Source organism: Pseudomonas sp. LBUM1672, from assembly GCF_059695655.1.
In genome coordinates this window covers 2,450,950-2,471,197 of sequence record NZ_CP166781.1, presented here as the reverse complement: position 1 = coordinate 2,471,197, position 20,248 = coordinate 2,450,950, and the positions used below count along the sequence as shown (strand labels likewise).

The 20,248-nt window shown below is 60.2% G+C and carries 24 protein-coding genes; 14 read left to right on the top strand and 10 right to left on the bottom strand.

The annotated features are described in order from the left end of the window. The first annotated feature begins 24 nt into the window (after nucleotides 1-24). The 3 genes from ACA053_RS11285 to ACA053_RS11275 all read left to right on the top strand — a co-directional run bounded on the left by ACA053_RS11285 (nucleotide 25) and on the right by ACA053_RS11275 (nucleotide 3,153). Complete coding sequence (locus ACA053_RS11285; RefSeq protein WP_162556267.1) at nucleotides 25-906, top strand: ABC transporter permease subunit; 882 nt, start codon at nucleotides 25-27, stop codon at nucleotides 904-906. Then, nucleotides 903-1,787 carry an ABC transporter permease subunit gene (locus ACA053_RS11280; protein ID WP_497317216.1) on the top strand — a complete coding sequence of 295 codons (885 nt, stop codon included), beginning with the start codon at nucleotides 903-905 and terminating at the stop codon, nucleotides 1,785-1,787. The genes ACA053_RS11285 and ACA053_RS11280 overlap by 4 nt, the downstream gene beginning before the upstream one ends. 268 nt (nucleotides 1,788-2,055) lie before the next feature. After that, on the top strand, nucleotides 2,056-3,153 hold the full coding sequence (locus ACA053_RS11275; RefSeq protein WP_497395458.1) for a polyamine ABC transporter substrate-binding protein: 1,098 nt from the start codon (nucleotides 2,056-2,058) through the stop codon (nucleotides 3,151-3,153). A 260-nt stretch (nucleotides 3,154-3,413) separates the two neighbouring features. Here the strand turns inward: ACA053_RS11275 and thpR are convergent, their stop codons facing one another. Further along, a complete protein-coding gene (gene thpR, locus ACA053_RS11270; protein WP_497395456.1) occupies nucleotides 3,414-3,953 on the bottom strand; it encodes an RNA 2',3'-cyclic phosphodiesterase in 540 nt (179 codons plus the stop codon). A gap of 60 nt (nucleotides 3,954-4,013) precedes the next feature. Between thpR and ACA053_RS11265 the strand changes: the two genes are divergently transcribed. Next, nucleotides 4,014-4,208, top strand: coding sequence for a hypothetical protein (locus ACA053_RS11265; protein ID WP_497317210.1), 195 nt, complete (start codon nucleotides 4,014-4,016; stop codon nucleotides 4,206-4,208). Nucleotides 4,209-4,222: 14 nt separating this feature from the next. Here ACA053_RS11265 and ACA053_RS11260 read toward each other — a convergent pair whose 3' ends face one another. Both ACA053_RS11260 and ACA053_RS11255 read right to left on the bottom strand, forming a co-directional pair. Continuing rightward, a complete protein-coding gene (locus ACA053_RS11260) occupies nucleotides 4,223-4,576 on the bottom strand; it encodes a DUF1428 domain-containing protein (protein ID WP_109629643.1) in 354 nt (117 codons plus the stop codon). A 16-nt stretch (nucleotides 4,577-4,592) separates the two neighbouring features. After that, on the bottom strand, nucleotides 4,593-5,660 hold the full coding sequence (locus ACA053_RS11255; RefSeq protein ID WP_497317208.1) for a hypothetical protein: 1,068 nt from the start codon (nucleotides 5,658-5,660) through the stop codon (nucleotides 4,593-4,595). A 70-nt stretch (nucleotides 5,661-5,730) separates the two neighbouring features. Between ACA053_RS11255 and ACA053_RS11250 the strand changes: the two genes are divergently transcribed. Together ACA053_RS11250 and ACA053_RS11245 are read left to right on the top strand one after the other, a co-directional pair. Further along, complete coding sequence (locus ACA053_RS11250) at nucleotides 5,731-6,087, top strand: hypothetical protein (RefSeq protein ID WP_497396265.1); 357 nt, start codon at nucleotides 5,731-5,733, stop codon at nucleotides 6,085-6,087. After that, nucleotides 6,084-6,353, top strand: coding sequence for a hypothetical protein (locus tag ACA053_RS11245; protein ID WP_109629637.1), 270 nt, complete (start codon nucleotides 6,084-6,086; stop codon nucleotides 6,351-6,353). Before ACA053_RS11250 ends, ACA053_RS11245 begins: the two co-directional genes overlap by 4 nt. On the opposite strand, the gene ACA053_RS11240 is transcribed toward ACA053_RS11245, so the two are convergent. The 3 genes from ACA053_RS11240 to ACA053_RS11230 form a co-directional block, all read right to left on the bottom strand. Then, on the bottom strand, nucleotides 6,350-6,988 hold the full coding sequence (locus ACA053_RS11240; RefSeq protein ID WP_497395454.1) for a Vgb family protein: 639 nt from the start codon (nucleotides 6,986-6,988) through the stop codon (nucleotides 6,350-6,352). The two genes, ACA053_RS11245 and ACA053_RS11240, sit on opposite strands and share 4 nt — an antisense overlap. A gap of 35 nt (nucleotides 6,989-7,023) precedes the next feature. After that, nucleotides 7,024-8,244, bottom strand: coding sequence for a helix-turn-helix domain-containing protein (locus ACA053_RS11235; protein ID WP_497395452.1), 1,221 nt, complete (start codon nucleotides 8,242-8,244; stop codon nucleotides 7,024-7,026). A gap of 188 nt (nucleotides 8,245-8,432) precedes the next feature. After that, nucleotides 8,433-9,263 (bottom strand): helix-turn-helix transcriptional regulator, encoded by an 831-nt coding sequence (locus ACA053_RS11230; protein WP_497395450.1) that lies wholly within the window; start codon nucleotides 9,261-9,263, stop codon nucleotides 8,433-8,435. A 135-nt stretch (nucleotides 9,264-9,398) separates the two neighbouring features. Between ACA053_RS11230 and ACA053_RS11225 the strand changes: the two genes are divergently transcribed. The 3 genes from ACA053_RS11225 to ACA053_RS11215 all read left to right on the top strand — a co-directional run bounded on the left by ACA053_RS11225 (nucleotide 9,399) and on the right by ACA053_RS11215 (nucleotide 10,770). After that, complete coding sequence (locus tag ACA053_RS11225) at nucleotides 9,399-9,917, top strand: carboxymuconolactone decarboxylase family protein (RefSeq protein ID WP_109629625.1); 519 nt, start codon at nucleotides 9,399-9,401, stop codon at nucleotides 9,915-9,917. A 30-nt stretch (nucleotides 9,918-9,947) separates the two neighbouring features. Next, complete coding sequence (gene grxC / locus ACA053_RS11220; RefSeq protein ID WP_497395448.1) at nucleotides 9,948-10,199, top strand: glutaredoxin 3; 252 nt, start codon at nucleotides 9,948-9,950, stop codon at nucleotides 10,197-10,199. 145 nt (nucleotides 10,200-10,344) lie between these two features. After that, the gene (locus tag ACA053_RS11215) at nucleotides 10,345-10,770 is read left to right on the top strand and encodes a nuclear transport factor 2 family protein (RefSeq protein WP_497317200.1); all 426 of its coding nucleotides are present in this window, start codon (nucleotides 10,345-10,347) and stop codon (nucleotides 10,768-10,770) included. 78 nt (nucleotides 10,771-10,848) lie between these two features. Here the strand turns inward: ACA053_RS11215 and ACA053_RS11210 are convergent, their stop codons facing one another. Further along, a complete protein-coding gene (locus ACA053_RS11210) occupies nucleotides 10,849-12,054 on the bottom strand; it encodes an NAD(P)/FAD-dependent oxidoreductase (protein ID WP_497317198.1) in 1,206 nt (401 codons plus the stop codon). Between the two features lie 256 nt (nucleotides 12,055-12,310). Here ACA053_RS11210 and ACA053_RS11205 point away from each other — a divergent pair, with 256 nt between their 5' ends. The 5 genes from ACA053_RS11205 (at nucleotide 12,311) to ACA053_RS11185 (ending at nucleotide 15,181) form a co-directional block, all read left to right on the top strand. Further along, on the top strand, nucleotides 12,311-12,880 hold the full coding sequence (locus ACA053_RS11205) for an RrF2 family transcriptional regulator (RefSeq protein WP_497317196.1): 570 nt from the start codon (nucleotides 12,311-12,313) through the stop codon (nucleotides 12,878-12,880). Nucleotides 12,881-12,913: 33 nt separating this feature from the next. Continuing rightward, entirely contained in the window at nucleotides 12,914-13,315 is a 402-nt protein-coding gene (locus ACA053_RS11200) for a hypothetical protein (protein ID WP_109629612.1), read from the top strand. Between the two features lie 11 nt (nucleotides 13,316-13,326). Beyond that, nucleotides 13,327-13,866 carry an HD domain-containing protein gene (locus ACA053_RS11195; protein ID WP_497317194.1) on the top strand — a complete coding sequence of 180 codons (540 nt, stop codon included), beginning with the start codon at nucleotides 13,327-13,329 and terminating at the stop codon, nucleotides 13,864-13,866. Between the two features lie 182 nt (nucleotides 13,867-14,048). Then, nucleotides 14,049-14,327 (top strand): DUF3303 domain-containing protein, encoded by a 279-nt coding sequence (locus tag ACA053_RS11190; protein WP_497317192.1) that lies wholly within the window; start codon nucleotides 14,049-14,051, stop codon nucleotides 14,325-14,327. 179 nt (nucleotides 14,328-14,506) lie between these two features. Then, a complete protein-coding gene (locus ACA053_RS11185) occupies nucleotides 14,507-15,181 on the top strand; it encodes a DUF3313 domain-containing protein (protein WP_497317190.1) in 675 nt (224 codons plus the stop codon). 64 nt (nucleotides 15,182-15,245) lie between these two features. On the opposite strand, the gene ligD is transcribed toward ACA053_RS11185, so the two are convergent. From ligD to ACA053_RS11170, 3 genes are read right to left on the bottom strand one after another with little or no spacing between them, the layout of a single operon-like run. Next, complete coding sequence (ligD, locus tag ACA053_RS11180; RefSeq protein WP_497317188.1) at nucleotides 15,246-17,852, bottom strand: DNA ligase D; 2,607 nt, start codon at nucleotides 17,850-17,852, stop codon at nucleotides 15,246-15,248. Next, nucleotides 17,849-18,841, bottom strand: coding sequence for a methyltransferase (locus ACA053_RS11175; RefSeq protein ID WP_497317186.1), 993 nt, complete (start codon nucleotides 18,839-18,841; stop codon nucleotides 17,849-17,851). Before ACA053_RS11175 ends, ligD begins: the two co-directional genes overlap by 4 nt. A gap of 9 nt (nucleotides 18,842-18,850) precedes the next feature. Further along, nucleotides 18,851-20,236, bottom strand: coding sequence for an iron-containing redox enzyme family protein (locus ACA053_RS11170; RefSeq protein ID WP_497395446.1), 1,386 nt, complete (start codon nucleotides 20,234-20,236; stop codon nucleotides 18,851-18,853). Nucleotides 20,237-20,248 lie beyond the last annotated feature (12 nt).

Here is a 20,248-nt window from a genome sequence, read left to right as displayed (position 1 = left end):
CTCAATCAGCAGTTCATGCGGCTGATGCCGAGTGGTCGAAAGCTCGTCATCGGGATTCCGTTCCTGTGGCTGTGCCTGTTTTTCCTGTTGCCGTTCTTCCTGGTGATGAAGATCAGCTTCTCGGAAGCGGCCCTGGCCATTCCTCCCTACTCCGAGATCTACACTTTCGCCGAGCAGAAATTCCAGCTGCTGCTGAACATCGGCAACTACTCGCTGCTGACCGAAGATGAGCTGTACATCTCGGCCTACTTCGGCTCGTTGAAGGTCGCGTTTTTAAGCACGCTGATGTGCCTGGTGATCGGTTTCCCGATGGCCTACGCGATCACCAAGGCGAACAAGGAAACGCAAAACGTTTTGCTGTTGCTGATCATGATGCCGACCTGGACCGCGATCCTGATCCGCGTGTATGCGTGGATGGGCATTCTCAGCAACAACGGTTTGCTCAACGGGTTTTTGATGTGGACCGGGCTGACGGATCACCCGATCGAGATCCTCAACACCAATACCGCCGTGTATATCGGCGTGGTGTATGCGTATCTGCCGTTCATGGTGCTGCCGCTGTACGCCAACCTGGTCAAGCACGATCAAAGCTTGCTGGAAGCCGCGTCCGACCTGGGTTCGAGCAACTTCAACAACTTCTGGAAAATCACCGTGCCGCTGGCCAAGAACGGGATCATTGCCGGCTGCATGCTGGTGTTCATTCCGGTGGTCGGTGAGTTCGTGATTCCGGAACTGCTGGGCGGCCCGGAGACCCTGATGATCGGTCGCGTGCTGTGGCAAGAGTTCTTCAACAACCGCGACTGGCCGGTGGCGTCTGCCCTGGCGGTGGTAATGCTGTTGATCCTGATTGTGCCGATCCTGTTGTTCAACCGTAGCCAGGCCAAAGAGATGGAGGGTCGGGGATGAAACGCTTCGGATTTTCAAAGTTCATGCTGATTTTCGGCCTGTCGTTTATCTACCTGCCGATGCTGATTCTGGTGATTTACTCGTTCAACGCCTCCAAGCTGGTCACCGTTTGGGGCGGCTGGTCGTTCAAGTGGTACGCCGGCTTGCTCGACAATACGCAACTGATGGGCTCGGTGGTGCGCTCGCTGGAAATCGCCTGCTACACGGCGATTGCCGCTGTCGCGTTGGGGACGTTGGCCGCGTTTGTATTGACTCGGGTGACGCGCTTCAAGGGACGCACGTTGTTCGGTGGCTTGGTGACGGCGCCGTTGGTGATGCCGGAAGTGATCACCGGTCTGTCGCTGTTGCTGCTGTTCGTGGCGATGGCGCAGTTGATCGGTTGGCCGATGGAGCGTGGCATCGTCACCATCTGGATCGCCCACACCACGTTCTGTGCAGCGTATGTGGCGGTGGTGGTCTCGGCGCGTTTGCGTGAGCTGGACTTGTCCATCGAAGAAGCGGCCATGGACCTGGGGGCGAAGCCGTTCAAGGTGTTTTTCCTGATCACCATTCCGATGATCGCGCCGTCACTGGCGGCCGGCGGCATGATGTCGTTTGCCTTGTCGCTGGATGACCTGGTGCTGGCGAGTTTTGTGTCGGGGCCGGGTTCGACGACGTTGCCGATGGAAGTGTTCTCGGCGGTGCGTCTGGGCGTGAAGCCTGAGATCAATGCCGTGGCCAGTTTGATTTTGTTGGCGGTTTCGATCGTAACGTTCATGGTCTGGTACTTCAGCCGCCGCGCCGAAGCCACCCGTAAACGCGCGATTCAGGAAGCGATGGACCAGACCGCGAGCGAGTCGTGGCAGCAACCTGAAAAGCGAATGGCGGAAGCGACGGCGTAGTGCCGTTGTTGATGAGGTGAGTGAACACAAAAACTGTGGCGAGGGGATTTATCCCCGTTGGGTCGCGAAGCGGCCCCAAAACCTGCAACCGAGGTGTATCAGGTACACCGCGTGTGATGGTTTTACGACTGCTTCGCAGCCGAACGGGGATAAATCCCCTCGCCACAAATAGATCCCTTCACTACAGGTAAATCCCCTTACTGCAGGGTTTTGTGTTCACTGCATCTTGCTGTGTGATTTTGAATAAAAAAGAAATGGAGTTGTACCGATGAAAATGTTTGGCAGGACTCTGCTGACACTGTCCTTATTGGGCGCAATGGCTACTGGCGCCCAGGCCAATGACAAGGTTCTGCGCGTCTATAACTGGTCGGATTACATCGCCCCGGACACGGTCAAGAAGTTCGAAGACGAGACCGGCATCCGCGTGACCTACGATGTGTTCGACAGCAATGAAACCCTTGAGGCGCGGCTGCTCGCAGGCAAATCCGGCTATGACATCGTTGTGCCGTCCAACAGTTTCCTGGCCAAGCAGATCAAGGCCGGGGTCTATCAGGAACTGGACAAGTCGAAGCTGGCGAACTGGAAAAACCTCAACCCGGTGCTGCTTAAAAACGCGTCCGCGAGCGACCCGGATAACGGTCATGCTTTCCCGTACATGTGGGGCTCCATCGGCATTGGTTTCAACCCAGCCAAGGTCAAGGAAGTGCTCGGCGCCAACGCACCGACCAACTCCTGGGACTTGCTGTTCAAACCGGAAAACGCGGAAAAGCTGAAAGCCTGCGGTATCAGTTTCCTTGATTCGCCGACGGAAATGCTGCCGGCCGCCCTGCACTACCTGGGCTACCCGGTGAACTCCCAGGACAAGGCTCAGATCGCAGAAGCCGAAGCGCTGTTCATGAAGATTCGGCCGTCGGTGGCGTACTTCCATTCGTCGAAATACATCTCCGATCTGGCCAACGGCAACATCTGCGTCGCGGTCGGGTACTCCGGCGACGTGCTGCAGGCCAAAGCGCGCGCCCAGGAAGCGGGCGACAAGGTGAAGATTGACTACAGCATTCCGAAAGAAGGGGCCGGCAGCTTCTACGACATGGTCGCGATCCCGCGGGACGCGGCAAACGTCGAGAACGCCTACCTGTTCATGAACTTCCTGATGCGCCCGGACATCATCGCCGAGATCACCAACAACATCGGCTACAGCAACGCCAACGCAGCGGCCACGCCGTTGGTGGATGAGGCGATCCGGAATGACCCGGGGTCGTACCCGCCGCAAGCGGTGATGGCGACGTTGTATGCGATTCCGGATATGCCGATCGGTGTTCAACGGGTGATGACCCGGGGCTGGACGCGGGTGAAGCTCGGGAAGTAATTGCTGAATTTGAAACCGCCATCGCGAGCAGGCTCGCTCCCACAGGGGATTCGTGTCGTTCACAAGCCTGTGTTCCACCACGGAATAATGTGGGAGCGAGCCTGCTCGCGATGAGGCCAGAGCTTTCACCATCAATGCTGGCAGGTATTACCGTTTCCGTTCACGCAGCGCCTTACCACCGCTGCACCCTCTCTGACGAACGGCCTCACCTGGCTTCCTCGGTTCAGGTGAATTCAGGCGCCCTCCTCGGGCGCCTTTTTTTATGTGGGGACGAGCGGCCATTCCGCCAGCGCCCGATACCTTCCCTTATGGGATTCAAACAAGACAAAGCGGTCGGCCCGCAGGAAAAACTCGGGCGGCGTCGCGGATTCAGGCACCGGCACTCGATAATCACGCATCAGCGTCAAGTGCGGCCGAAACTCTTTCGGCGCCTCCTCAAAGCCAAACGGCAACATCGCCTGTTCCAGCGCATACACCAGACGCAACAACTCCGGTGGTGCCTGTTCTGGCGCCAGCACCAACACCCCTGCCCTGCGCCAGACATCCAGCCGATCCAGCGCCAGGCTCAGTGGCGCACCCGGTACGCGAACCTTCGCAGCCGCCGCACAGATCTCGCCGATCTGCGCCACGCCGACAGCCCCTAAAAACAACAACGTCAGGTGAAAGTAGTCCGCCGGCACCGGGCGCCCGCTGCGCAGCTCAAGGGCGCTGCGCCATTGGGCAATGGCCTTGCGTTGCTCCGGCGGGCAATTCAGCGCAAAGAACAGCCGTTTGGACGGTTCATGGGATTCGTCAGTCATGCCTGGCAGCTCCTGACATGCACGTTATAGTTGAACCAACCGAATCAACGGGAGGGGGCCATGCGAGCAATCATCAGCAAAGAGCCATGGTGGGCGATGCCACCGAAACCGGGGCAGGATGAGTCCGAGCTGGAATGGGGCTGGCTGGTTCACTATAGCGAAGGTGAGCCGCGCTTCGAGTTCGTCAGGGAGCGGCCGACGGACAGCGAGATCCGCAACCGCAAAAGCTGCAGGATCACCCCGTCGCCGGAGTGATCCTTTCGTCGGGATCAGGCCTTCACAATCATCTCGAAACCACCATAGACCAGGCGCTGGCCATCGAAGGGCATCGGATTGACGTCCGGCTGCATTCTCGGATCGTTCATGAGTTTGTCCATGCCCGCATCACGGGTGGCCTTGTCTGGCCAGATGATCCAGCTGAAGACTACGGTTTCGTCTTCCTTGAGTTTTACCGCCATGGGAAACGAAGTCACCTTGCCCTCAGGCACATCGTCACCCCAGCATTCAGCGACGCTGAGCGCGCCGCTTTCCTTGAAAATGACTGCGGCGGTTTCGGCGTGTTTCTTGAATTTTTCGCGATTGGCGGTGGGAACAGCAGCGAGGAAGCCATCAACGTAGGACATGGTGTTTCTCCTTCGGTTATGGAACGGTCTGCTGGCTAGTCGTTTCCATCGGGCTCCAATCGACAGCGCCGCTGCTCGAACTGACCGACGGTACGTCGGCGCTCCCCGCCAGGTTGCCCTCGATCTGCGCCGCCATGTACAACGTCCCCGCCATCACGCCGGTAGTCGGGTTCTGCACCAGTTTCGTCCAGGCTTTGTCGAACGTATTGCCCAGGCTGCTGCGAATCAGCGCCTCGCTGTCCGGCCGATCGTTGGCCTGGATAATCGCCCGAACGCCCGCGACCCCCACCGAAATCAGCGCTCCGGCCAGTTTCCCGGCGGCCGCCGCCACCGCACTGGCCGCTCCTCGCGGGGCCATTTCCGCTTCTATCCGTTTACTGGCGCGCTTGGCCACCGGTGCCATGGCGGTCTCGGTGTTATCCACCCCTTTGTCGCCGCCCGCCTTGTGGATCTTCTCGATCAGCGCCGCATACGCCGGCAAGCTGTTCAACGGCTGGGTGTGCACCACTTGATACAACGAAGCATCCCGGGCGGGCGGCGGGCCCAGTGCAATGGCGGGGATTTTCTGGATGCGGCCGTTGAGCTGGGTCATTGGTATGCCGTGGCGCTGAGAGATTCGCTGCAGCTCTTCCTGAACAATGTCCACGTAGAAGGCCGTTGCCAGGCCGAGAATCGCGTCGGGATCGATCTCCACCGCGACCGGCGCCAGCACGCGCTTCTGGTATTGCTCCAGCAGATAGGCGGCCAGGCGCTTGGCCGAGGCATCCTGCTCGCCCTGGGCACTGAGGCTGTACCAGCTGACCTTCATCGACAGCCATTCCTGGGTCCAGTAACTGCTGAACCAGGGAATGAAGTTCTCTTCGGTCAGTTGGTAGACCCGGGTGCGCCAGTAATCCATGGCGCCGCGAGCGTAGATTTTGGTCTGTTCGGTGGCCGATTGGGAGGCTGCGACAATCTCCTGATCCACTTGGCGCCAAGTGCTTTCGGACACCACCACGATCGGCGCCACCACCGGGGCACGCGGAGGCGTGGCGCATCCCGCCAACACCACCATCACGGCGACGATCAGCGAACGCAGGTTCAAGATCGCGGTTCCTACAGTGTTCCCCGGGCGGTATGTCCGGTGCTCGAAAAGCCTATTTATTTGAGTATAGGTGGCGGTAATTGTTCGCTTGGGATTGGTGGTGATTTTCAGGACCTCATCGCGGGCAAGCCCGCTCCCACAGGGTTTTGTGTCGATTGCAAAACTGTGTTCCCCCGCAAACCACTGTGGGAGCGGGCTTGCCCGCGATGAGGCCCGCGAGACCACCATCAACGGCGTCGATACTCACCATCGCGATGATTGCCTTCCGCTAAAAAACCGCCAGGCGCAGGATCAACTCATCCCAAGGCAAAACCCCACACCGGAGGGGAAAATCATGTTGATCCATCTGCTGACCTGTCTGGCCCTGACGGCCGTGACCTTGACCGTTTTTTCCTACATTGTCCTCGCCGAGGAGCGCAGATCATGATCCACGCCATTACCCTGTCCGTCAGCTTCCCGGTGTTCGGCAACAACTTCTATTCGCAGCCATTCGTCTCTCGCAAGGTGCTGTCGCTGGTGTTCGACAAAAACTTCGAGGCGTTGCTGATACCGGCCGCCGCCAACCACTTCAACAATGAAGTGGTCGGGCTCAACGATCAGTTCCGGTTTCTCAATGACGTTTTGGTTGAACACCTGCTGGAGATCGAATTGGCGCAAAGCGCGCCTCGATCTTCTCGCGCGTTCACCTTCTAGGATGAGGCGGGCCGACGAACGGCCCGTACCTTACCGCTGTTCCCTCCGCCGCAGAAAAACCGCTCCGCGCCGTCGGACTCAAGCCCCGATACGCCGACACCGGTCGGCAGCGTAAGGCTTTCCAGCACCTCGCCGGTGTTCGGGTCTACTCGCCGCAATTCCCCTTCCTCTCCTTCCCATGTGCCGTGCCAAAGAGCGCCTTCCACCCAGGTCACGCCGGTGACGAAGCGGTTGGACTCGATCGTGCGCAGAATCTTGCCGGTGTCCGGGTCGATCTGATGGATCTTGCGTTCCTGATACTGCCCGACCCACAGCGTTCCTTCGGCCCACGCGAGCCCTGAATCGCCACCGCCGCCAGGCGCAGGAATGGTGCCGAGTACCCGGCCGTTCGAAGGATCGATCTTCTGGATGCGATCCTCGGCGATCTGGAACAGGTGCTGGCCGTCAAAGGCGGTCCCGGCATGTGCGGCGATATCAAGCGAGCGCAGTGTCTTCCCGCTAGTCGGGTCGAGGGCATTGAGTTTTTCTCCGGAGGCGAACCAGACGTGCTGGCCGTCATAAGACACGCCATGCACGCTGTCGACGCCCGGAAAGGGTCCGTATTCGCGGATGATTTCGGCAGATGATTGCTTCATGGTTGCATCCTCTTCGTTGGGTGGTGGAATGGATCCTAGTCACCCGGCACCCAAGCTGTGAGTAACAAAGTCGTCGCGAATCCCGGCAGCGGCGGCATCATCCAGCGCTGGGCTCGCCCGCGGCCAAAGGACTGCACTTTGCCCGCCGCCGCCAGCGAATCGAGTGCCCGTTGCACCGTGCGCTGACTGGCCTTCAGCGCCAGGGCGAGCGCCGAACTCGACCACGACTCGCCGTCGGCCAGGAAAGCGAGCAGCGCCGCTTGCGGCTCTTCGACGGGCCGCGCCAGCACCATAACCTCGTCAGCAATCTGCGGTTGCAGCGCAAACCCGCGCTTCGTCGCACTGACACCGGCCAGAGGCTTCAGCGCCGCACGAAGCCGACCGATTTCGACGCGCAACCGTGCGCGATGGGACTCGTCGGTGAGCTTCAAGCGAAAGGCCTGGGTGATCAGCGTTTCCCGCGCCACATCCGCGGGCCAGGCTTCGGCCAATGCCCGCACGAGGGTAAAAAGCACCGGGCGTTTGGCCAGGGATATCGACATCCCCGCGCCGCGCACGCCGTATCGACACGCGTCCACCACCAGTGACGGTGAACTCAGCAGCGCTTCCACTTCATCCAGCAACAGGGGGCGCTCTTCACCACGGGCAATCCGTCGTGCCACGGGCGTGTCGAGGACTTGAGCGGCGTGTTCGACCTCGGCGGTCAGCGCGGGAATGCCGGCGTCGAACGCAGCACGTTGAGCCCTTTCGAGCGCAGACCGCGCCTTTTTTGTTTCGAGTCGCCGCACGGCGACCCCGGCCACCACCAGTTCATGAACGGCACGCAATGCCGGCGGCAGCGGCGCAGGGTCGAGCTCGGCGAGCATCCCTTCGACCTCATCCAGATGCCCGATCAGCAACAAACGGCGAATCTGCAAATACCGCGCATGGGCCGCGTTCGAGTGATCGCCATGGGCCTCCAGCGTCACTCGCGCCGCTTCGAGCGTCTTCACTTGCCAAGCCAGATCCCGCGAAGCCAGGGCGATTTCGGCTTCGGCGACCACGCACCGCGCCCGGGCTACCGGCGCTTTCGGACCGAAGGCGCGTGCGGCGCTGCGCACCAATGCCTTGGCCCGGACCAGATCGCCCAACTGCGCCATGGCGATGCCGCGAAGTGCCAGCGCAGGGGCATCGTCGCGCAAGGCAACCCGGTTCAACGCGCCGAGGGGATCACCCGCCGCGAGTGCGTGCGCTGCAGCGGTGATCAACGAATCCATTTGAATTGCGCCACAGGTGTCACTCCCACGGTTCGATGCCCGTTGATGAGTCTATCTCACGCCCACGAAACCTGTGGGAGCGAGCCTGCTCGCGAATTGTCCGGCACATCCAACATCGATGGCGACTGATCCACCGCCATCGCGAGCAGGCTCGCTCCTACAGGGATTGTGTTCAATCGACAGGGTGGTCAGCGCGGGCTTCTTGCGTCTTGCAGCCATTCGCGCGGGCTGACGCCGGTTTTGCGCCGGAACGCCCGGGCCAGCGCCGAGGGGCTTTCGTAGCCGACTTCATCGGCGATCAGTGCGATGGATTTGCCTTCACGCAAACGTTTCTGCGCCAGACTGATACGCCAGCTCACCAGATAGTCGACCGGCGTCTGCCCCACCACGGAACGAAAGTATTCAGCGAAACTGGCCCGGGACATATTGGCCGCTGCCGACAGTTCAGCCACCGTCCAGGCTTTGCCGGGCGAGTCATGCATCAGGCTCAAGGGACGCGCCAGGCGTGGATCGGCAAGGCCGGCCATCATCCCGGGCGTCTGGTCGCGGCTGGTCAGAATGTGCCGCAATAACTGAATCACCAGCAGTTCGAACAGCCGGTCCATCATCGCCTCGCGACCACAAATGCCGCCGAAGGCTTCGCTAAACAACCAGTCCAGCGTGCCGGCCAGGGTCGGGATGCTGTCGAGTTCGAGCACCAGGTATTCAGGCAGCGCGGCCGCCAGGGCATTGCCCGCCCCGCCATCGAATTCCAGGGTGGCACACACCAATTGAGTGCCCGACGTTTCGTTGGCGAGCAACCGATGGCGATAAGGTCGCGGGAAGAAAATCAACGTCGGCTCATTGAGTTGCAGGTCTCGCCCATCCGCGAGTTTGAGCGTCAGTTCGCCGGCCTGAAGCAAATGCAGGTGTCCGGTGGCCTGGTCGCCATCAAACGCCGTGACGCCGCAAAAATCCCCGCTGTGGAAGGTTCCGGCACTGACACCGAAATGCGTGAGCAAGGTGGACAAGCGATCCATGGAACGACTCCCCGGGAGCATATTTGGACGATCTGTCGCATATCCTCGACGATTTGCACCCTCAAAGCCAGCACAGATCCCTAGCATGGACCCCGTACCCAGCGCATACCGCGCTTGAATCGACGGAGTCTCACCATGAGCCGCATCAACACCCTGAGCCTTGACCAAGCCACCGAAACCACTCGCCCGCTGCTGGAAGGCGTGCAAAAGAAAATCGGCTTTTTGCCTAACGTCTTCAAGACGCTGGCCCATGCCCCCGCTGTGCTGTCTGCCTATCTGCAACAGTCGGTGGCCCTAGGCAAAACGTCCCTGAGTGCGCCTGAAAAAGAAGCCATCTTCCTGGCCACCTCGCAAGTCAACGGCTGCGATTACTGCCTGGCGGCGCACACGCTGTTTGCCGGCAAGGCCGGGTTGTCTGCGCAAGACATCGTCAGCGCCCGACACGGCCAACTCAACGCATTTGCCACGCTTGCCCGGCAGATCACCGAAAGTCGCGGCCACGTGAGCAACGAGCAGATTGAAGCGGCGCGCTCAGCCGGCATCTCCGACGCCAAGATCATCGAGGTGGTCGCCCACATTGCCTCGCAGACCCTGACCAACTACCTGAACAATCTGGCGCTGACCGACATCGACTTCCCGGCCATCGACGCTTGAAGCGGATCTCTAATTCGAGGAGTACACACCATGAATACTGTGACGCTTTACACCACTGACACCTGCCCCTATTGCCGCAATGCGAAGGCGTTGCTGGCCAGCAAAGGGATCGCCGCCCGGGAAATAAACGTGCAGTCAGACCCCGGCAAATTCCAGGAGATGCTCACCCGCAGCGGTCGTCGCAGCGTGCCGCAGATTTTCATCGGTGACACCCATGTCGGAGGCTTCGACGACCTGGCCAAACTGGACCGTCAAGGTGCTCTGCTGTCGATGCTGGCCTGAAGCTGTAATCCAGACGCCCTTCCCTTTACCCGGCAAGACTTCTATCAGCATAGAAGTCTTGCTTCGTCGTTTTGCCACTCTTCATTTTAATTCTGCCAAGTTGTACGATGACCGACGAGTCATTCATAACAACAAGGAAATACCCATGAAAAAAGTGAACGTGCTGATTGGTTTTCTGTGCCTGTTCAGTGGCTACGTGGCAGCAGCCCCGGGCGAGAAGGATGTCGCAGACGCTGTGGACCATCTGACGCAAGCCATGCTCCATAAAAACATCCCCGAACTGAAAGCGTTGACCGCTGAAAACCTGACCTACGGGCACTCCAGCGGCAAGGTCCAGGACAAGAAAGACTTCATCGCCGATATCGAAACGGGCAAGAGCGCTTTCAAAACCCTGGAAATGCAGAACCAGACCATCACCGTCTCGGGTGATGTTGCGTTGGTTCGCCATCATTTTTCGGCACAGGCGATCAAGGGCACCGAACTGGTCCCGACTGAAATCGAGAACTTCCAGATCTGGCAGAAGAAGGCTGGCAAATGGTTGCTGGTAGGCCGACAAGCCTTCCGCATCTGAATAAAAAATCCCGCCCAAGATCACTTGAGCGGGATTTTTTCAGGCAGGCCGTATCATCGAGACACCGCTGCCAACCTCTCAGGCCACAACCGGAATCATCGGATCCGCTGCCGCCAGCGCTGTTGCACGGTCAGCCGCCGGCGGGTAGATCCACACCGTGTTGATCTGGGTCTTCAGCGATTTGCCTTCCTCCTTGACCAGTTTCACCTGGCGATCCCAGCCCTCGGTGTACACCGCGCCCCACGCCCCCAGATCCAGACAGGTAACGTACTTGGGCTGACTGTACGCCCTCGGATCCACGCCCAGAATTTGCGCAGCAACGTTGTTGCCGGCGTGACGCCCCAGCGAGATCGCGTGTTGGCAGGTCATCAAGGCGTAGTTGCCGATGTCGTCAGTGGCGGCATAGGCCACATCACCCGTGGCGAAAATGTCGTCCTGACCGATGACTTTCAGATGCGCGTCGACGTGCAGGCGGCCGAGGTGATCGCGTTCGGCCGGGATCTGCTCGGTGAGCGAGCTGGCCCGTACACCGGTGGTCCAGACCACGGTTTTGGCGTCGATGCGCTGGCCATTGTCCAGGGTCACACCGTTTTCATCGACGGCCACTACCGACGACTTCAAGCGCCATTTCACCCCCAGCTCAGAGCTGGCTTCGGCGATTGAATGGCTGATTTCGCTGCCCATGGACGCCCCGACTTTTTCGCCGCGATCAACGATGATCACTTCGATGTCGGCGTCTTCACCGAGGATGGCCCGCAGTCGCGCCGGCATTTCGGTCGCTGTTTCAATCCCGGTGAAACCACCGCCGGCCACCACGACGGTGTTGCGGGCTTTGCTTTGCGGCAGGTTGGCCAGGGATTTCAGATGGTTTTCCAGGCGCACGGCTTGTTCGATCTGGTCCACGTCGAAGGCGTGTTTGGCCACGCCCGGGGTGTTGGGCAGCGCGAGACCGCTGCCGGTGGCCAGAACGAGTTTGTCGTAGCTGCACACTTGTTTGGCACCCGACGCATCGGTGTAGCCGACGCGTTTTTGCTGCACGTCGATGGTTTCTGCGGCGCCCTTGATGAACTTCACACCGACCGCATCGAACAGGTCGCCGAGGGGTGCAGCGAGTTGATGAGCATTCGGCTCGTAGAAGCGCGGACGTACCCGCAGCTCGGCCTGAGGCGCCAGTACCGTGACTTCTACGTGATTGTGATCGTGAATGTCCAACAGGCGCGTGGCGCTCAATGCCGTCCACATGCCACCGAAACCTGCGCCTATTACCAGAATGTGCTGTTTCATTGTTTTAACTCCGAAGAAGACTAAAGACTGAACTCGTTGCCGAGCTGACAACGGCGACTATAGTGATCCGAGTTAACGGAAGCAATGACCATCTATCGATGGTTATCATCACTCATACAGATACTTCGGCCGTCCTCACTAGAGCTTCTACCCACAAGCTGCGCAGTGCATAAAGGTGTTCAAGCCATGCCGATGGCTCGTTGCAGCACTGACCATCGGCTGGTAACATTGGCGACTCATTCAGTCGGAGATAACCATGTCTCTTTACAGCGCGGGCGTTGAGTACGGCATTCACTGCCTGCTTTTTCTGGTAGGCGATTACGGCGATAGCCGTGAGGCAAGCGTGCGCGACCTCGCTGAACTGCAAGGCGTGCCTCTGGACTACCTGGCAAAAATCTTCACCAAGCTGGCCAAGGCCAAACTGGTTGTGGCGACCGAGGGTGTGCGTGGCGGGTTCAAACTGGCGCGGCCGGCGGATGAAATCAGCGTGCTGGACATCGTCAACGCCATCGACGGCCAGAAGCTGATCTTCGATTGTCGAGATATCCGCGGGCGCTGCGCGTTGTTTGACGGTTCCCCGCCGACGTGGGCCGTGGAAGGTCATTGCTCGGTTCACGCGGTGATGATGACCGCACAGCAACGCATGGAAGATGCCCTCGCCCAGCAGACTATTCTCGACCTTGCCCGCAGAGTCGGGCGAAAAGCCCCGGCCGAGTTCGGCGCCCAGGTGGACAACTGGATCAATGATCGTCGGGAAAAGAAAACCGCCACCGGCACTCAGCCCGATGGCGAACAGATCATCCCGGCGACCGATATTTCCGACTGACGATTTGTCCGGGCCGCTCTATGATTAAGGCCCATGACGACCTCGACCCCGATCCGCTCACCCTGCCCGCCCGGCGCCTGCATCTGCGGGCGAGACCCGTTGCTGGAAACACCGGGGGCGGACGTGCGCATCCTGTTTCTGACCCGTCAGGAAGAAAAGCGTCTGCTTGATCGTCTGGAAAACCTGCAAAGCCTGGCTGACCTCGAACGCTTGCAAAACCGCATGTACGAACAATTGGGCATCCGCGTGGACATCGTCCCCAGCTTCAACGAAGTACGCACCATGCGCGGCATCGGCATCACCCTCGGCGAATTGCCCGGTCTGTGTCGCAAGACCCGGCAGTCGATCCCGGCCGCGATTCGTCGCAGCCTGGAGAAGCGCCCGGAGATCGCCTTCGAGATCCTCAACGCCAATGACCTGTTGCGCGACGCCTGAGGTCCGCACCGATGAACCTCCTTCTCGAATTCCCCGTTACCGACGAAATACTCACGTCCTATGCGCTGGCGATCGGCACCGATCTGCCGGGTTATCGCAATCACATTTACCGGGTGCTGAACTTCTACCGCGCGATCAGCGGTATTGAAAGCCTGCCCTCCGAAGCCGTGCAGATCGCGGGGGCGTTTCACGACCTGGGCATCTGGACCGACCAGACCATCGATTACCTGGAACCCTCGGTTCGCCTGGCCACCGACTACCTCGCCAAGCGGCAACTGTCGCACCTGAGTGGCGAAGTGACGGCGCTGATTCTGGAGCACCACAAAGTGCGGCCTTACGCTGCCGACCATGCGCTCAGCGTCGAGCCCTTCCGACGCGCCGATGTCATTGATGTATCCCTCGGCCTGCTGACGTTCGGTCTGCCACGGGCGTACATCAAATCAGTGAAGTTGGCGCTGCCCAATCATGGCTTTCACGAGATGCTGCTCCGGCAAACCGCGCGGCAATTCCTGCGCTCCCCGCTCAAGCCGCTGCCGATGTTTCGCTGGTGAAACAGGCGTCGCTCAAACCTCGAAAAAAGCCATTAAAGAGGATCAGCGGTCGTACGCACACGGCCGGGCGCTGCTATGCCTTCACAGGGGGCAAGTAGCGCTAGACACAGCGTCACCGTGGTCCCGGCGCCAACCCGGTGCGCTCAGACAAACAGGTGCCGATCCGTAACAGGAGGTGGCAAATGTTATTCATCGTCAGCTGGTCGATAAATTCGGACAACCGTAACAAAGCGATCGAGCGCTTCCTCAAGACCGGCGCCGTCCCACCGGCCGGCGTGCAGATGCTCGGGCGTTGGCATGCCGTCGGTGGTTCGAGCGGTTTTGGCATCGCAGAAGCCAGTGATCTGGTGCTGATTCAGAAGTGGGTGCTGGAGTGGAACGACATCATGAAGATGGACGTCCAGGCGGCATTGACCGATGAACAAATGGCACCGCTGCTGGCAGGTACGGTCGGCAAATAGCTGTCATCGGGGCGGCGGATGTTGCTCGCCGCCCCATCCTCTGTCGAACCACTGAAACCGACTGGAAAATTCTGCGACCGAACCTACGCTCATGGCGAAGGATCCGGTTTGAGCCAGGGTTTGCCCCGGCCTGGACTGACCGGGCCGACCCTGCGCTGAACCTACGGAGTAGAAAACAAATGAACCTGTCGCAGAAACTGTTCATAGGCGCTGCACTTGCCAGCCTGTTGCTCGGCGGGTGCACCTCGAAAGTCACGGAAAAAGACCAGTACTCAGGCTTCCTGTCCAACTACAACAACTTGCAGCAAGTCACCACCAGCAGCGGCGAAACCGCGATGCGCTGGGTCAGCCCGTCGTGGAATCCGAAAGCCTATGACACCGTCGTCTTCAACAAGCTGGAGCTCTATCCGGCGCCAAAGCCCAACGAGCGGGTCAATCGGCAAACCCTGGATGAACTGCAGAGCTACATGACCAGCAAGACCAAAGGCGTGCTGGGCCAGAGATACCGGGTGGTGTCGAGCGAACAATCAGCGCCGGCCGGTTCAAAAAAACTGATCATGCGCGCGGCGATCACCGGGGTGAATGCGGAAAACGAAGGCATGAAATGGTATGAAGTGGTGCCTGTCGCGGCTGTCGTCGGTGGCGTTTCCGCAGCCAGCGGGCATCGGGATCAGGACACCACGCTGTTCATCGAGGCTGAATTTATCGATCCCAGCAACAACCAGACCGTGGCCAAGGTGGTGCGCAAGGTGTTTGGCAGCACACTGGAAAACGCCAGCCAGAAAATCACTGCCAAGGATTTCAAAGTGGCGATCGATAAACTGACCAGCGATTTGCAGGCGTTTATCCGCTAGCAACCTGTGGCGAGGGGATTTATCCCCTCGCCACAGGGCAGCTGCTACAAGGCTGTGTCGGGCGCTATTTTTTCATCCCGACCCGCCGACGCATGTCGGCGGTGATCGCTTGCCGGGTTTTCTTCAGGTCCGCCCAGGGCTCATCACCCACTTCCGCCAGTCGCTCCTGCACGTTGTGGATGTTCCACTGATTACCGCCCTTCAACTCGGCCACTTCTTCGCGAAAGATCGGCACCGACACCGGCAGCCCTTCACGGGTGCGGGCGGCATAGGCGCAAATGGTGGTGGCGCCCAGACCATTGCGCAGGTAATCGATGAAGATCCGCCCGACTCGATTCTTCGGCCCCGACACCGCAGAAAAACGTTCCGGCAGCAACTTGGCCATGTGGCTGACAATCGCATGGCTGAAGTCCTTCACCTCGTCCCAACCCAATTTGCGAGTCAGCGGCACCACCAGGTGAATCCCCTTGCCGCCGCTGGTCTTGAGAAAGGCCTTGAGCCCCAATTCATCAAGCACCGACAGCGTCAATTGAGTCGCCTCGACCATGCTTTTCCACGGCAGCGCCGGGTCCGGGTCGAGGTCGAGGACGAAGCGGTCAGGCTTGTCGAGATTCTCCGTGGTGGCGTTCCAAGTGTGCAGCTCGACGGTGCTCATCTGCACCGCACCGATCAAGGCTTCGGCGTTGTTGATGATCATCACCGGTTGGCCGGTTACGTCCTTGTCCAGCGTAGTGATGCCCGGAATGGCCAGGCGCTCGGCGTTTTTCTGAAAGAACAGCTCGCCGGCGATGCCGTCCGGGGCGCGCACCAGCGCTACTGGCCGGTCCTTGAGCTCGGGCAAGATCCATTCGGCGACACTGGCGTAATACTCCGCCAGCTGCACTTTGGTGGTGCCGCTGCTGGCATCGATTACCCGGTCTGGATGGGTGATGCGCACCTTGCCTTCGCCGAGGCCGATTTGTGAGGGCGCGGGCGCTGCCTTGGCCGGTTTCTTTTTCGCCGCGGCGGCAGGCTTGTCAGCAGCGGCTTTCTTGCTGGTCTGGGCTTTCACGGCTTTCGGACGCTCCTCAGTGATGTCTTCGGCGGGTTTGTCATCGCGCAAGCCATGGAACACCGCGTGGCGTACCGACCCGTCCTTGGTCATCTCGGCGAACGCAACTTCGGCGAGCAAAACCGGTTTGAGCCAATGCACGCCCTTGGCGTCAAAACCGGTCGGTGGATTGACCACTGCCGGCTTTTTCACCTGCAACGGTTTCAGCTGTTCGTAGATGTGCTTGAGCGTGGTCTCGTTGAACCCGGTGCCGACCTTGCCGGCGTAGCGCAACTCGCCGCTGTCACGGTCATGCAGGCCCAACAGCAACGCACCGAAGGCATTGCGCGCACCTTTGGGATCGGTGAAACCGACCACAACGAACTCCTGCCGATGCTTGCACTTGAGCTTGATCCAGTCGTTGCTGCGCCGGGACACGTAAGGCGAACCCAGGCGCTTGCCGATCAGCCCTTCCATCTGCATCTGGCACGCACTGTTGAGCAAGGCTTCCGGTTCTTCGCCGAACGCGTCGGAGAAACGCAGCAGCGGGTCTTTATTGGGTTTGAGCACCGTCGCCAGCGCGACCCGCCGCTCCTCGACCGGTACTTCGCGCAGGTCGACGCCATTGAGGTAAGGCATATCGAACAGGTAATAAACGATGTTGCCACTGCGGTTGGCTTCGAAGGCATTTTGCAGCGCCTGAAAGTCCGGCACGCCCTGCTCGTTGGCCACCACCATTTCACCGTCGAGCCAGGCGGATTCGAGGCCCAGCGCCGCCAGCGCCTCGGCCTGTTTCGGCAGCTTGTGGGTCCAGTCGTGGCCGTTGCGGGTGAAGAGTTTCACCTCGTCGTGGTCGATGCGGGCCATGATCCGGTAGCCGTCGAACTTGATCTCATAACTCCACTCGCCCTGCGGGGCTTTTTCCACCAACGTCGCCAATTCCGGTTTGAGCTGGTCAGGCAGCTTGGCCTTGTGCGCGCCGGTGAGTTGCGCTGACTGTTCTTTCGGCGTGACCTTGCGCGCAGGCTTCTTGACCGGTTTGGGTTTGGGTTTGGCCTCGGCCTTTGCCTTCCTGGGGACGATGGTTCGGTCACTGAGCACGCTGTCCGGTTCGGCGACGACCACGTCGTAATCGCTTTCGGGTTTCGCCGCACTGTCCTGGTGCTTGATCAGAAACCATTGCTCCTGCTTGCCGGGCATATGCGTGCGCACCAGATTCCACAGGCCGCCGAGTTTCTCGCCTTTGAGTTCGAACTTGAGTTTTCCCTTGGCGTAGGCCTTGGCCGGATCTTCCTGCGGAATCCATACGCCCCGGTCCCAGACAATCACGTCGCCGGCGCCGTAATGCCCTTCTGGAATGCTGCCCTCGAACGTGGCGTAATCGATCGGATGGTCTTCAACGTGGACCGCCAGGCGCTTGACCTTGGGGTCCAGCGAAGGGCCTTTGGGCACTGCCCAACTCTTCAATGCACCGTCGAGTTCCAAGCGAAAGTCATAGTGCAGGCGCGAGGCATCGTGCTTCTGGATACAGAACTGCAAGGCGTGGTCTTTCGCGGTTTTTTTGCCCGAGCGTTTCGCGGCGGGTTCAGAGGTCGCCGAGAAATCGCGCATGCGGTTGTAGTCGTCGAGATTCTTGCTCATGGCGCACCTGCTGGCTCAACGCTTCCCCCAATGCCGGAGCCGATGCGCGTGACGATCAAGGCCACGACTGCAATCCGCTCCACCCGTTGATAACCGGGGGTCAGCAGCTCTTCACCGAACACATCGGGATCGAGTTCGCGGTAGGTCCAGCCGAACATCGACGCCTCGAGATGCGGGGTCAGCGCCTCGAGAAACGGGTCCTGGCCATCGATCATTGCCACCCCGGTGTACAGCACCAAAGAGCCACCCGGCGCCAGGCGATACAACGCCTGCTCGACAATGCGCAACGACAATTGCTCACCGAATTCGCCGCCGCCATGGCGGTAAGCACGCTCGGCTGGGTCGGCCATGTAGGGCGGATTGGCGACGATCAGGTCGAAATGGCCGTCGACGTCTTGCAGCACATCGCTGGCTTCGACCGTGACGTTAGCGACTTCGGCCAGCGCCGCGTTGACGGCCGTCAAGCGTAGCGCCGCGGGGTTGATGTCGACGGCCAGCACTTCGGCTTCACGGCGTGCGCGGGCAATCACAATCGCTCCGACACCCGCGCCGCAGCCGATGTCCACGGCGCGTCGGATCGGGGCGAAGTTTTGCTGCAAATGGGCGTGAATAAGCTGCGCGAAACGGTAGCTGTCCGGGCCGAAAAACACCGCGTCAGCTGCATCGGTAGGAAACCCCGAGTGCACGAACAGCATTTCATCCAGGCTGGACCAGCGGACGCGGCTTTTCAGTCGGCCGTTGCTTTCTTGAAGGACGCCCGCCTGCTGTAACTGCAACTGTTCATCCGCCGACAGCAGGCCCGGTTCGAACGAGCGAGACCAACCGAACACATCACGCAGGGTCCGAGCGCTCTGTCCGAAAGCGCGGTCGTTGACCCGCTGATGGGTGAGCGGCGTCGGGGTGATGAACCGGTAGCCATCGGCCTGCAAGCGGCGCCCCAGTTGCACCAGCGCCAGATCGGCCGTGCCCAGTTGCTCTTCCTGATTCATGCCGTGCTCCTATCGCAGGCGGGATTTGAGTTCGATGAACCGTCGCGTGGCCATCAGGCCGGCCGGATGAGAATGCCGATGCGCCGACAACCATGGGATCAACACCGGCATCTGTTCGTGTGCGGCAAGCCCGTCCAGCGAGGTTTGCAGGCTCTGGATATCCGGATCGTTTTCGGGCACCGGCGGTTCTGTCGCGACGCTCGTGCCCCGGCGAACCGCTGTGGCCGGGCGCTCAGGCGTCCAGTCGCCGGCGATCCAGTCATGCAGCAGCTGTTTTTCGTAAGGGCTGAACACCCCGAACATCGCGGCACCGTCACCCTCGATCAACTGCCAGAACCGGCTGGCTTGCGGGTCCTGCTGACGCTTGATCCAGCCTTTGTTTTCCATGGCGGTGAGGAAACCTGGCAACTGCTCGGGTGCCGACAGCCATTGGTTGACGGTCTTGCCTTCGAAGCGGCAGTAGTCGGAATGCATGTGCTGGCCGAACGGACGCTTGCGCTCAAGCATGTTGAGCAGCTCGGTGTCGAGATCGAACGATTCGATGATCGCGCGACTACCCTGCCCCAGATCATTGAGTCGATAACCCAACGCGACCCGGCGCAGAAAGTCTTCACGATCGCCCTCCACCGGCAGCAGCTGCAGCACCGACTGCACGGCCTTGTGCGCGTGGCCGGTGCTGGCATTGTCGATGGTCACGTGCAGGGTGAAGTAATACGGATCGATACCCAGTTCGCTGAGTTCATAGGCGCTGATCAGCAAATGCAGCGGCAGTTGTTCGTAGCCGAGGTTGTAGCCGATCACCTCCGGCAGAAACTCGTCGGCGGATTCGCCCAGCGCCAGTTGTATCGCGCCTTGCAGGTAATGCTCGTCGGCGATCACCCCGGTGTCTTGCAGGCCATGTTCGGCGAGCAGCTTGCGGTAGATCACCACGTGATTCTGCGCCGGGTTGCCGTCGCCCAGCTCTTCCAGATAAGTGCAAATCAGCCCTTCAAACCGCGGGTCGCGCCACTGACGTAACAGGCCGTACAGCCAGGCGCCGTCAACCAGTTTGGTCGGAGCCACGGCTTGCAGGAAAAACAGCGCGTGCGCCTTGTTCGTAAAGAACTGGCGCGGCCCGCCTGCCTTGCGTTGTTGCAAGTAGTCGGCGTATTGGCGGGCGACCTCGACGCTGTGCTGCTCGACGAACGACTGCAGCGCCGACAGGTCCGTCGGCATCTCCTGAGGCAGGTCGGTGGCGTGTTCGATCTGCGTCTCAAGAAAGCTTCGGGCAAGTGCGCGCCGTTGCTCGGGGTCGTCGCTCAGTAGCAGTTGTTCATAGGCTTGTTTCAGGCTTCCGGCGTCCGGGATCGGGTGTTCGTCGGCAGTCCGCGATTCAAGTCGTGTCAGGGCAGTCATGGGCGCATCTCT